Source organism: Kitasatospora sp. SUK 42 (assembly GCF_015776785.2).
GTDB lineage: Bacteria > Actinomycetota > Actinomycetes > Streptomycetales > Streptomycetaceae > Kitasatospora.
Map to the genome: position 1 here is coordinate 740587 of NZ_LFMD02000002.1, position 12149 is coordinate 752735.

At 71.7% G+C, this 12149-nt stretch carries 9 protein-coding genes and 6 tRNA genes; 5 read left to right on the plus strand and 10 right to left on the minus strand.

The genetic code is table 11. The features are described 5' to 3' along the window. Window positions 1–2: 2 nt before the first annotated feature. The gene (gene leuC / locus RZ50_RS03090) at window positions 3–1427 is read right to left on the minus strand and encodes a 3-isopropylmalate dehydratase large subunit (protein ID WP_196946856.1); all 1425 of its coding nucleotides are present in this window, start codon (window positions 1425–1427) and stop codon (window positions 3–5) included. Window positions 1428–1659: 232 nt separating this feature from the next. Between leuC and RZ50_RS03095 the strand changes: the two genes are divergently transcribed. After that, entirely contained in the window at window positions 1660–2373 is a 714-nt protein-coding gene (locus RZ50_RS03095) for an IclR family transcriptional regulator (RefSeq protein ID WP_030246527.1), read from the plus strand. A gap of 161 nt (window positions 2374–2534) precedes the next feature. Here RZ50_RS03095 and RZ50_RS03100 read toward each other — a convergent pair. From RZ50_RS03100 to RZ50_RS03140, 9 genes are all read right to left on the minus strand, one after another. Then, window positions 2535–2609: transfer RNA gene (locus tag RZ50_RS03100), tRNA-Gln, on the minus strand. Between the two features lie 46 nt (window positions 2610–2655). After that, window positions 2656–2728 (minus strand) — tRNA-Glu (locus RZ50_RS03105). 26 nt (window positions 2729–2754) lie between these two features. Beyond that, window positions 2755–2827, minus strand: a tRNA-Glu gene (locus RZ50_RS03110). A 27-nt stretch (window positions 2828–2854) separates the two neighbouring features. Continuing rightward, a tRNA-Glu gene (locus RZ50_RS03115) sits at window positions 2855–2927 on the minus strand. Between the two features lie 27 nt (window positions 2928–2954). Then, window positions 2955–3027: transfer RNA gene (locus tag RZ50_RS03120), tRNA-Glu, on the minus strand. Between the two features lie 46 nt (window positions 3028–3073). After that, window positions 3074–3145: transfer RNA gene (locus tag RZ50_RS03125), tRNA-Gln, on the minus strand. A gap of 249 nt (window positions 3146–3394) precedes the next feature. Then, window positions 3395–4894: a glutamate--tRNA ligase gene (gltX, locus tag RZ50_RS03130; protein ID WP_196949923.1), complete on the minus strand. Its 1500-nt coding sequence runs from the start codon at window positions 4892–4894 to the stop codon at window positions 3395–3397. Beyond that, window positions 4887–5687, minus strand: coding sequence for a fumarylacetoacetate hydrolase family protein (locus tag RZ50_RS03135; RefSeq protein WP_196949922.1), 801 nt, complete (start codon window positions 5685–5687; stop codon window positions 4887–4889). Before RZ50_RS03135 ends, gltX begins: the two co-directional genes overlap by 8 nt. Before the next feature lie 223 nt (window positions 5688–5910). Then, window positions 5911–6177, minus strand: coding sequence for a hypothetical protein (locus tag RZ50_RS03140; RefSeq protein WP_308271278.1), 267 nt, complete (start codon window positions 6175–6177; stop codon window positions 5911–5913). Window positions 6178–6766: 589 nt separating this feature from the next. On the opposite strand from RZ50_RS03140, the gene RZ50_RS03145 reads away from it, so the two are divergent. The 4 genes from RZ50_RS03145 (at window position 6767) to RZ50_RS03160 (ending at window position 12109) form a co-directional block, all read left to right on the plus strand. Continuing rightward, on the plus strand, window positions 6767–10534 hold the full coding sequence (locus RZ50_RS03145) for a nitrate- and nitrite sensing domain-containing protein (protein WP_308271282.1): 3768 nt from the start codon (window positions 6767–6769) through the stop codon (window positions 10532–10534). Between the two features lie 10 nt (window positions 10535–10544). Then, window positions 10545–10958 carry a roadblock/LC7 domain-containing protein gene (locus tag RZ50_RS03150; protein WP_030291361.1) on the plus strand — a complete coding sequence of 138 codons (414 nt, stop codon included), beginning with the start codon at window positions 10545–10547 and terminating at the stop codon, window positions 10956–10958. 160 nt (window positions 10959–11118) lie between these two features. Continuing rightward, window positions 11119–11544 carry a DUF742 domain-containing protein gene (locus RZ50_RS03155; protein ID WP_196948453.1) on the plus strand — a complete coding sequence of 142 codons (426 nt, stop codon included), beginning with the start codon at window positions 11119–11121 and terminating at the stop codon, window positions 11542–11544. Continuing rightward, window positions 11525–12109: an ATP/GTP-binding protein gene (locus tag RZ50_RS03160; protein ID WP_196948452.1), complete on the plus strand. Its 585-nt coding sequence runs from the start codon at window positions 11525–11527 to the stop codon at window positions 12107–12109. The genes RZ50_RS03155 and RZ50_RS03160 overlap by 20 nt, the downstream gene beginning before the upstream one ends. The last annotated feature ends 40 nt before the right edge of the window (window positions 12110–12149 follow it).

Here is a 12149-nt window from a genome sequence, read left to right on the forward strand (position 1 = left end):
GCTCAGGCCTCCACGGCGACGTTGGTGGACACGAGGTCGGCGGGGGCCGCCAGTCGGCCCAGGACGGCGGTCGCGGCGGCGACCTGCGGGGAAACCAGGTGGGTGCGGCCGCCCTTGCCCTGGCGGCCCTCGAAGTTGCGGTTCGAGGTGGAGGCGCAGCGCTCCCCGGGGGCGAGCTGGTCGGGGTTCATGCCCAGGCACATCGAGCAGCCGGCGTGGCGCCATTCGGCCCCGGCGGCGGTGAACACCTTGTCCAGGCCCTCCTCGACGGCCTGCAGGGCGACCCGGACCGAGCCGGGGACGACCAGCATCCGCACCCCGTCGGCGACCCGGCGGCCCTCCAGGATGGCGGCGGCGGCGCGCAGGTCCTCGATCCGGCCGTTGGTGCAGGAGCCGACGAAGACCGCGTCGACGGCGACCTCGCGCAGCGGGGTGCCGGCCTCAAGGCCCATGTACGCCAGGGCGTTCTCGGCGGCCGTGCGCTCCTGCGGGTCGGCGAAGTCCTCGGGGTTCGGGACGGTGGAGCCGAGCGGGGCGCCCTGGCCGGGGTTGGTGCCCCAGGTGACGAACGGGGTCAGCTCGCTCGCGTCGATGAGGATCTCGTGGTCGAAGACGGCGTCCTCGTCGGTGCCCAGGGTCCTCCAGTACTCGACGGCGGCGTCCCAGTCCTCGCCCTGCGGGGCGTGCGGGCGGCCCTTGAGGTACGCGAAGGTGGTCTCGTCCGGGGCGATCATGCCGGCCCGGGCGCCCGCCTCGATGGACATGTTGCAGACGGTCATCCGGGCCTCCATGGACAGGCTCCGGATCGCCGAACCGCGGTACTCCAGGACGTAGCCCTGGCCGCCGCCGGTGCCGATCTTCGCGATCACGGCCAGGATCAGGTCCTTGGCGGTGACGCCGTCGGGCAGGTCGCCCTCGACGGTGATCGCCATGGTCCGGAACGGCGCCAGCGGCAGGGTCTGGGTCGCCAGCACGTGCTCGACCTGGCTGGTGCCGATGCCGAACGCCAGCGCGCCGAAGGCGCCGTGGGTGGAGGTGTGGGAGTCGCCGCAGACCACCGTCATGCCGGGCTGGGTCAGGCCGAGCTGCGGGCCGACCACGTGCACGACGCCCTGCTCGACGTCGCCGAGCGAGTGGATCCGGACGCCGAACTCGGCCGCGTTGCGGCGCAGCGTCTCCAGCTGCACCCGGGAGACCGGGTCGGCGATCGGCTTGTCGATGTCCAGGGTCGGGGTGTTGTGGTCCTCGGTGGCGATCGTCAGGTCGGTGCGGCGGACCGGGCGACCGGCCAGGCGCAGCCCGTCGAAGGCCTGCGGGCTGGTGACCTCGTGGAGCAGGTGCAGGTCGATGAACAGGAGGTCGGGCTCGCCCTCCGCGCGCCGCACGACGTGGTCGTCCCAGACCTTCTCTGCGAGTGTCCGTCCCATCGGATTCCCTCCAGCCGGCCGCGTTGCCGGCCTTCTCATGTCGTCGGGGTAAACGCTTGCGCAGCCCCGTGCGGGGCGCCTTCGCGCGATCTGCACGCCGGATCGCCGTCCACGATGCGGACACTCTGACGAGGTCCCATCCTGGATGTCTCCCGGGCTGCTGCATCCAGAGTGGCGCTTTTCCCGGAAGATTGAACTTGCGTCTCGCGGAATGAGACTGCAGTCTTAGCGCATGGACAACACTAGCGGCGTCGGCGTTCTCGACAAGGCCGCTCTGGTGCTGAGCGCACTGGAGTCGGGCCCCGCCACGTTGGCGGGGCTGGTCGCCGCCACCGGTCTGGCGCGCCCCACGGCCCACAGACTCGCCGTCGCACTCGAACACCACCGCCTGGTCACCAGGGACATGCAGGGACGTTTCATCCTCGGCCCCCGCCTGTCCGAACTCTCCGCCGCGGCGGGCGAGGACCGGCTGCTCGCCACCGCGGGCCCGGTCCTGACCCACCTGCGCGACGTCACCGGCGAGAGCGCACAGCTCTACCGCCGCCAGGGCGAGATGCGGATCTGCGTAGCCGCCGCCGAGCGGCTCTCCGGCCTGCGGGACACCGTCCCGGTCGGCAGCACCCTGCCGATGAAGGCCGGCTCGGCCGCCCAGGTCCTGCTGGCCTGGGAGGAGCCCGAGCGGCTCCACCGCGGCCTCCAGGGCGCCCGCTTCACCGCCACCGCGCTCAGCGGCGTGCGGCGGCGCGGCTGGGCCCAGTCGATCGGCGAGCGCGAGCCGGGCGTCGCGTCCGTCTCCGCGCCCGTCCGCGGCCCCTCCAACCGCGTGGTGGCCGCCGTCTCCGTCTCCGGCCCGATCGAGCGGCTGACCCGCCACCCGGGCCGCCTGCACGCCCAGGCCATCATCGAAGCCGCGAACCGGCTCACCGAGGCACTGCGCCGAAGCTGACCCGGCAGGGGCCCCCACCCACCCCTCCCCCGCCGGAAACACCCCCACCGAAAACGCGAAGGGCCCCGCTCGGAATCGAGCGGGGCCCTTCGAGACGTCTCCTGGAAGGGACACTCCCCGGAAAGCAAAAAGACCCCGGGAACCGGGGCCTTTCCAATTTCTGGCTGGGGTACCAGGACTCGAACCTAGACTAAATGAACCAGAATCACTCGTGCTGCCAATTACACCATACCCCAACACAAAGCAAGGGCCGATGGGCTGACCCATCGGCTTGCTCTGAAGTACCCCCGACCGGATTCGAACCGGCGCTACTGCCGTGAGAGGGCAGCGTGCTAGGCCGCTACACAACGGGGGCATCCTGGTGATCCCTTGCGGGATCAGTACCCCCGACCGGATTCGAACCGGCGCTACTGCCGTGAGAGGGCAGCGTGCTAGGCCGCTACACAACGGGGGCTTTCCAGGTGATCCCTTGCGGGATCAGTACCCCCGACCGGATTCGAACCGGCGCTACTGCCGTGAGAGGGCAGCGTGCTAGGCCGCTACACAACGGGGGCTTTCCAGGTGATCCCTTGCGGGATCAGTACCCCCGACCGGATTCGAACCGGCGCTACTGCCGTGAGAGGGCAGCGTGCTAGGCCGCTACACAACGGGGGCTTGATCTTCATTTGTACTGCGGTGCGATCTTACCGATCGTACTGCGCTGGGGTACCAGGACTCGAACCTAGACTAAATGAACCAGAATCACTCGTGCTGCCAATTACACCATACCCCACCAGAGTTGAACCCTTGTCGGGATCTTCTCAGGCGTTGCGCCTCTCGTTCGGTCCCGGCCGGGGGGCTTTCGCTCCCTCGTCCGTTCCCTCCCGGGCGGCGCAGAAAGAACATTACCCGACGTCGGCCCTGGCTCCAAAATCGATAACCGCAGGCAGCGGACAGGGGGCCGTCCGGTGACCTCCGGGTGCGCCGCGGGCCCGGCACGAAGCCGGGCCCGCGGCCTGCTCAACGACCCGCCAGGGCCCGCTCAGGCGGCCGGGAGGGCGTCCAGGGCGGAGCGCAGCCGGCGCAGTGTCTCGGGGCGGCCGAGCAGCTCCATCGACTCGAACAGCGGCGGCGAGACCCTGCGGCCGGTGACGGCCACCCGCAGCGGCGTGAAGGCGAACTTGGGCTTGATGCCCAGCCCGTCCACCAGCGCCTCGCGCAGCGCGGCCTGGATCGGCTCCGGGGTGAAGTCCCCGAGCTCCTCCAGCGCCTTGATGCTGGCCTCCAGCACCGGGCGGGAGTCGGCCGTCAGCGCCTTGGCGGCGTCGTCCGGGTCGACGGCGAACTTCTCCGGGTCGACGAACAGGAAGCCGGCCATCTTCACGATCTCGCTCAGCACGACCATCCGCTCCTGGGTGAGCGGCGCGACCTTGGCGAGCAGGTCCAGCTGCTCGGCGGTCGGCTCGGCCGGCAGCAGCTCGGCGCCCTGCAGGAAGGGCACCAGGCGCCGGGCGAAGTCCTCCGGGGCCAGCTTGCGGACGTGCTCGGCGTTGATCGCCTCGCACTTCTTCAGGTCGAAGCGGGCCGGGTTGGAGTTCACCTTCGCGATGTCGAAGGCGGCGACCATCTCGTCCATGTCGAACAGGTCGCGGTCCTCGGCCAGCGACCAGCCCAGCAGGGACAGGTAGTTGAGCAGGCCCTCGCGGATGAAGCCGAGCTCGCGGTACATGTTGAGCGAGGCCTGCGGGTCGCGCTTGGAGAGCTTCTTGTTGCCCTCGCCCATCACGTACGGCAGGTGGCCGAAGCGCGGGGTGGTGCCGTTGCCGACGCCGATCTCGGCGAGCGCGGCGTACAGCGCGAGCTGTCGCGGGGTGGAGGACAGCAGGTCCTCGCCGCGCAGCACGTGGGTGATGCCCATCAGGGCGTCGTCCACCGGGTTCACCAGGGTGTACAGCGGGGCGCCGTTGGCCCGGACGATGCCGTAGTCCGGCACGTTCTCCGGCTCGAAGGTGAGCGTGCCGCGCACCAGGTCGTCGAAGGAGAGCGTCCTGTCGGGCATCCGGAAGCGCAGGATCGGCTCGCGCTTCTCCAGCTCGTAGACGGCGACCTGCTCGTCCGTCAGGTTCCGGCAGTGGCCGTCGTAGCCGGAGGGCTTGCCGGCCGCGCGGGCGGCCTCGCGGCGGGCGTCCAGCTCCTCGGTGCTGCAGTAGCAGTGGTAGGCGTGGCCGGCCTCGTGCAGGCGACGGGCGACGTCGGCGTAGATGTCCATCCGCTGCGACTGCCGGTACGGCGCGTGCGGGCCGCCGACCACCGGACCCTCGTCCCAGTCCAGGCCGAGCCAGCGCATGGCGTCGAGCAGCTGGTCGTACGACTCCTCGGAGTCGCGGGCGGAGTCGGTGTCCTCGATCCGGAAGACCAGCGTGCCGCCGGTGTGGCGGGCGTAGGCCCAGTTGAACAGGGCCGTGCGGACCATGCCCACGTGGGGGTTGCCGGTCGGGGACGGACAGAAGCGAACCCGGACGGCCGGGTCAGTGTTAGCCACGCTTGATCACCTTGTTGGTGAGAGTGCCGATGCCTTCGATGGAGACGGCGACCTCGTCGCCGACGTTGAGGGGGCCCACCCCTGCGGGCGTGCCGGTGAGGATGACGTCGCCGGGCAGCAGCGTCATGGCCTCGGAGATGTGGACGATCAGCTCGGCGACCGAGCGGACCATCAGGGAGGTGCGGCCGGTCTGGCGGAGCTCGCCGTTGACCGTGCAGGTGATCGCGAGGTCGCCCGGGTCGAGGTCGGTCTCGATCCACGGACCCAGCGGGCAGGCGGTGTCGAAGCCCTTCGCCCGGGCCCACTGGCCCTCGCGCTGCTGGACGTCCCGCGCGGTGACGTCGTTGGCGCAGGTGTAGCCGAGGATCACCTCGGGCACCCGGTCCAGCGGCACCTCGCGGCACATCCGGCCGATCACCACGGCGAGTTCGGCCTCGTGGTGGACCTCCGAGGAGAACGGCGGGTAGGCGATGCTCTCGGTCGGACCGATCACCGAGGTGGACGGCTTGAAGAAGGTGAGCGGGACGTCCGGGACGTCGTTGCCCAGCTCGGCCGCGTGCGCCGCGTAGTTGCGGCCGACCGCCACGATCTTGTTCGGGAGCATCGGGCTGAGCAGCCGGACGTCCTGGAAGCGGTAGCTCTCGCCGGTGGGCTGGGGCTGGCCGAACGGGTGGCCGGCCAGCGCGTGGACCACCAGCGAGTCGGGCTGGGAAGGGTCGCCCTCCACCACGCCGAAGGAGACGCTGCCGGCGGCAGGGCTCCCTTCCCGGACGGAAAACCTGGCAATGCGCACGGCTGGGCTACCCCTCGCTTCGTCGACCGCCCGGGGCGCCCCCGGGCGCTGGTGGCGCCCCGCCCGTGGTGGACGCGGCCCCGTCAATCGTTCTCCAGGCTATCGCGTGGGGCCCCGGCCGACCGCTCTGCCCCTGTTCAGCACGGTGCCCGGAAACGCGCGGGGGCGCCGCGGACACCCGGGTTGCGGGGTCCGCGCCGCCCTCGGCGGAACGCGGGTGGGATCAGTCCCGGGGGGTGACCACCGGGGCGACCATCAGCTGGACGCGGCGCGGGTTGGCGGTGCTGGCCGGCAGCTCGGTGGCGTACGTGACGGCGTCCTCGGGCTTGCGGGCGCCCGGGATCTTGCTGAAGTCCTCGACCGAGGCCAGCGTCGTCCGGCGCGGGTTCGCCGTGGGGCGGCAGGACAGCGTGGACTTGGGGGCCTTCTTCGCCTGGGACATCGAGAGCACCTCGTGGTCGCGGCCGGGCGGATCGCGGCGGATCGACACCGGCCTGAGTGATTCCGATTGATTCGGAGGGGTTCTGGGCAGGCTGATCGCGGCCGTGCTCCGGAGACAGCCAGGTTACGAGATCTCTTTCCACAGAGGCCGTGACCAAAGCTACACATTAGGCTGTGATTTTGCTCACAAATTGGCGAGCAAATCGCAGATATCCGACATATCGGCTCAACGGAATTTCCCGACATTGCACCCGTAACGGGCATTTCGGCAGGTCTGCGACTCTTTTCAGCCTCTGGTCACGTTGGCATGCATCCGGCGAGTGTCCGAAAAAGGCGGTATTCCGGTCCGGTTACCGCACAGTAAGTGAAACCGCGCATGCGGTCGGTAGTGCCGGACAATAGGTTCCAGCGGCCCTTGTTGGGATTCCCCGGCTGTGCTGGAATGCGACGGACCGTGGGTAGGGAGTAGTCCACCCCGGTGCCCGCTCTCCCGGACCGGCCGGGGAGCGGATGGAAACTCGACACCGTCCAGGCCGTGGCGACGCGGCGGGACGCCCGGTCCAGAGGTTGCGACGCCAGTGCAGGGACGTTTCAAAAGGGGTAGCGGCGCCGCGGGTGACCCGGAGTCGCGCGAGCCTGTGGCAGCCCCCCAACAGGCGGCGGCCCCCGGCGGCCCCACCGACCCGGTGACGCCCGAGTCCCCCGCCCGTCCGGAGGCGGACGGCCAGGAACGGAAGTCCACGCGGGACAAGCTCCGGACCACCCTGACCAGACGACGCGCCACCGGTCTGAGCCGGCTCGCGATGCGCAACTGGCGCATCCGCACCCGCCTGATCGCCCTGCTCGCGCTGCCCGTCCTGGTCTCGCTGGTCCTCGGTGGCCTGCGCATCCAGACCTCGCTGGAGAACTCCCAGCAACTCGCCCAGATGGCCAACCTGTCCGACCTGGCCAAGAAGGCGACCAACCTCGCGGACGCCCTGCAGACCGAGCGCGACATCAGCGCCGGCTACATCACCAACCGTCCGAGCGACCCGCTGGACGACGAGATCGTCACCGCCCGCAAGGCCACCGACGACCTCAGCCGCACCTTCACCGCCTCCTCGGACAAGTTCGAGAACCTCGAACTCTCGGGCGGCAAGGCCCTGCTGTTCCAGCTCCGCCGGGACCTGAACTCGATCTCGGAGGCGCGCAACGCGCCGTACCAGAACAACCAGAACATCCAGGCGACGATCACCGCCTACGACGTGATCATCCGCGACCTGCTGTCCATCACCCAGGACATCGCGCTCGCCTCGAACAACAAGGACCTGCTCGTCGCCACCCGCGCGCTGCAGCAGTTCTCGCTCGCCAAGAACGCCACCTCGCAGCAGCGCGCGCTGATCAGCGCCGGTCTGGCCAACCCCAAGGGCCCCGACCTCAGCGCGAGCGACGAGTCCTTCGGCGTCCGCCTGCGCGCGTCCTACGACAACGCGCTCACCAGCTTCAACAACATCTACACCTCGCACGACCTGGACAACCTGCGCGGCCAGCTCAGCTACAACTCGGTGGTCGCCGACGCCGACCGCTACGCGCGCTCGATCCTCCAGCCGAGCGGCATCCACCAGACCGAGGCGGTCTCCTACAAGGACTGGTACGAGAAGGCCAGCTCCAAGATCACCGCCGAGCGCCGGATCGAGTCCAAGCTGATCGAGGACCTCGACGGAAAGGCCCAGGACCTCCAGTCCCAGGCCGACACCGAGGCCCTCATCATCGGTGCCGCCGTCGCCCTGGTGCTGCTGGTCGCCCTCGGTGGCGCCGGTCTGATCGCCCGCTCGATGGTGCGCTCGCTGACCCGGCTCCAGGCCGCGGCCGAGGACGTCGCCGAGCGGCGCCTGCCCGAGCTGGTCAAGACCCTCTCCGAGAACGACCCGCACGACGTCGACACCACGGTGGAACCGGTCGCCGTCGACTCCGCCGACGAGATCGGCCACGTGGCGCACGCCTTCGACATGGTGCACAGCGAGGCCGTCCGCCTCGCCGCCGAACAGGCCCTCCTGCGCGGCAACATCAACGCGATGTTCACCAACCTGTCGCGCCGCAGCCAGGGCCTGATCCAGCGCCAGCTGTCGCTCATCTCCGAGCTGGAGAGCCGCGAGGCCGACCCGGACCAGCTGGCCAACCTCTTCAAGCTGGACCACCTCGCGACCCGCATGCGCCGCAACGGCGAGAACCTCCTCGTCCTCGCCGGTGAGGACCCGGGTCGCCGCTGGACCCGCCCCGTCCCGCTGGTCGACGTGCTCCGCGCCGCCGCCTCCGAGGTGGAGCAGTACGAGCGCATCGAGCTCGCCTCCGTGCCGTCGGCCGAGGTCGCCGGCCGCGTCGTCAACGACCTCGTCCACCTGCTCGCCGAGCTGCTGGAGAACGCCACCTCGTTCTCCAGCCCGCAGACCCGCGTCCGGGTCACCGGCCACGCGCTGCCGGACGGCCGGGTGCTGGTCGAGATCCACGACACCGGCATCGGCCTGAGCCCGGACGACCTCGCCGAGATCAACGAGCGCCTGGCCAACCCGCCGACGGTGGACGTCTCGGTCTCCCGCCGCATGGGCCTCTTCGTGGTCGGCCGCCTGTCCCTGCGGCACGGCATCCGGATCCAGCTGCGTCCGAGCGACTCCGGCGGCACCACCGCGCTGGTCATGCTCCCGGTGGACGTCACCAACTCCGCCGAGCGCCGCGGCCCCGGCCGCTCCGGCTCCGGCTCCGGCCAGGGCAAGCAACAGCGCGGGGTCGCCCCGACGCCGCGCCAGCAGCGCCAGGTGCCGCCCGGTCGCCAGGACGGTCCGGCCGCGCTCGGCCAGGGCCCGGCCGGCGGCGCCCCGCAGGGCGGCCGTCCGCAGCTCGGCCAGGGCGGTCCGGCGGCTCCGGCCGCTCCCGCCGCTCCGACCGGACCGGGCGCGCCCGGCGGTCGCGCGGGCGGCCTGCCGACCCGTCAGGTCGGCCAGGCGCTGCGCGAGAACCCGATGCCGCAGGGCCAGCAGAAGCAGCAGCCCCAGGGGAAGCAGCCTCAGGGCAAGCAGCCTCAGCCCCGGCCGCAGGGCCAGGGTCAGGGTCAGGGTCAGCCGCAGCAGTCGCCGCAGGCCGGCCTGCCGCAGCGCGCCCCCGGCCGTCAGGGCCCGCCGCAGGGCGGCCCGAACGGCCTGCCCCGCCGCGGCCAGGGCCGCCCCGGCCCCGGCCAGGAGCGTCCGCGCCCGACCGGCGAGTTCGACGGCGCTCCGGCGCCTCGCACCGGCGAGCAGCCGCAGCACGGCCGACCGGGCGGGCCCGGCGCCCCCCAGCAGGGTGCCCGGCCGGGCAACCGTCCCCAGGACGGGCTGCCGCAGCGCGCCCCCGGCCGTCAGGGCCCCGGCGCCCCCGGCCAGCAGCGTCCCGGTGCCCCCGGCCAGCAGGGTCCGCAGGGTCCGCAGGGTCCGCAGGGTCCGCGCCGACCGCAGCGCCCCGGCCCGGAGGCCCCGCAGCGCGACCGCCAGCCGCAGCTGCCGCCGCAGCAGGCCCAGCCGCTGCCGTCGGCCGAGCCGGCGCCGGTGGAGAGCACCCAGCAGTTCGCCCGGCCGCGCTTCGAGGCCAGCCAGATCGACCCGCGCGACCCGCTGGGCCTCGGGCTGGTGGAGCCGGTGCTGCCGAACGTGCCCAACCCGCCGCAGCCGCAGGTGCGTCCTGAGCCGGCCCAGCCGGCCCAGCCGCAGCAGGTGCCGCCGCGGCAGGAACCGATGGCGCTGCCGACCGGCCCGTCCGAGGCCGGCGGCGAACAGCCCTGGCACCCGCAGCAGGCCGAGGGCCAGTCACAGGCCCCGCAGCAGTCCCGGCCCCGGCCGTACCAGCCGCGCCGGCCCGGTACCTCCTCTCCGGAGTTCCAGCAGCCGGCCCAGCCGCCCCGGGCCCCGCGGCAGCAGGCCCCGCAGGCCCAGCCTCAGCCGGCTCAGCCCCCGCAGGCCCCGCAGCAGCAGGCCCCGCAGGCCTCGCAGCCGCAGACCCCGCAGCAGCCGCAGCAGGAACAGCCGCCGCAGCCGGGCACCGGCGACGCGCCCTGGCGCCCGTCCGCGAACGACGAGCGCTGGCGCCGCGCCGAGCAGATCCGCGAGCCCTCGACCAGCGGGGTCACCATGTCCGGCCTCCCCCGGCGGACCCCGCAGGCCAACCTGGTCTCCGGCACCGCCGAGGCCTCTCCGCTGACCGGTCCCCAGGTCTCCCGTGCCCCCGAGGAGGTCCGCGGCCGCCTGACCAACCTGCGCCGCGGCATCCAGCAGGGCCGCCGGGCCGGGGCCGAGCAGGCCGCCAACCAGCCGGGCTTCCAGCATGGTGCCCAGCAGCCCGGATTCGATAGTTTCGGTGGCCGGAACGACGGCAACGGCGCAGATCACCAGGAGCGTTGAGTTGAACCAGATGAGCCAGGCCGCACAGAACCTGAACTGGCTGATCACCAACTTCGTGGACAACACCCCCGGGGTGTCCCACACCGTGGTGGTCTCCGCGGACGGCCTCCTGCTGTGCATGTCCGAAGGGTTCCCCCGGGACCGCGCCGACCAGCTCGCCGCCGTCGCCTCCGGCCTCACCTCCCTCACCTCCGGCGCCAGCCGGATCTTCGAAGGCGGCGAGGTCAACCAGACCGTCGTCGAGATGGAACGGGGCTTCCTGTTCCTCATGGCCATCAGCGACGGCTCCGCCCTCGCCGTCCTCGCCGCCCCCGACTCCGACATCGGCCTCGTCGGCTACGAGATGGCCCTGCTCGTCGACCGCGCCGGCGCCGTCCTCACCCCCGCTCTCCGCGCGGAACTCCAGGGCAGTCTCCTGCACTGACCGGAGCCCGCACGGCTCTCCCACCGCTCCACCTGCGCCGGGTCCGACCCGACCGGACCCGGCGTCTCACCCTCAGCTACCCTCAGGCAGCTGATCTCGCCTCAGCTGGCATCGCCCCAGCTGGAACCGGCTGCCCAAGGCTGCAGCACAAGGAGGACCCATGACCCCGCCCTCGACACCCGCCGGCCCGTACGGCAACGGGTACGGCAGCGGCTACGGCGGGCAGCAGTCCGACGGCTACGAGCAGCAGCCGCTGGTCCGCCCCTACGCGATGACCGGCGGACGGACCCGCCCCCGGTACCAGCTCGCCATCGAGGCCCTGATCTCGACCACGGGCTCGGCCGAGCGGACCGGCGGGCTGCTGCCCGAGCACGCCCGGATCGTCAGCCTCTGCCGTGAGGTCAAATCCATCGCGGAGATCTCCGCACTGGCCGGTGTGCCGCTCGGTGTGGCCCGCATCCTCGTGGCCGACCTGGCCGAGGCCGGTCTCGTCGCCATCCACCAGCCCGCCGCCGCGGGCGAGTCGGGCGGAACGCCCGACGTCACGCTGCTCGAAAGGGTCCTCAGTGGACTTCGCAAGCTCTAACGCGGCCGCCCCCACCCGCGCCACCACCTCCGCGAAGATCGTCATCGCGGGCGGCTTCGGCGTCGGCAAGACCACGCTCGTCGGCGCCGTCTCCGAGATCAACCCCCTGCGCACCGAAGCCGTCATGACCTCGGCCTCCGCCGGCATCGACGACATCAGCCACGTCTCCGGCAAGACCACCACCACCGTCGCCATGGACTTCGGCCGCATCACCCTCGACGAAGACCTCATCCTCTACCTCTTCGGCACCCCCGGACAGGACCGCTTCTGGTTCATGTGGGACGACCTCGTCCGCGGCGCCATCGGAGCCGTCGTCCTCGTCGACACCCGCCGCCTCGCCGACTGCTTCCCCGCACTCGACTACTTCGAGAACAGCGGACTCCCCTTCGTCGTCGCCCTCAACGGCTTCGACGGACACCAGCCCCACACCCCCGACGAAGTCCGCGAAGCACTCCAACTCGGCCCCGACACCCCCGTCATCACCCTCGACGCCCGCCGCCGCGACAGCGCCAAGAGCGCCCTCATCACCCTCGTCGAACACGCCCTCCTGGCGCGACTGCGATGATGAACGCGCGTGTGGCCCATGCGACGTGACGACGTCGCAC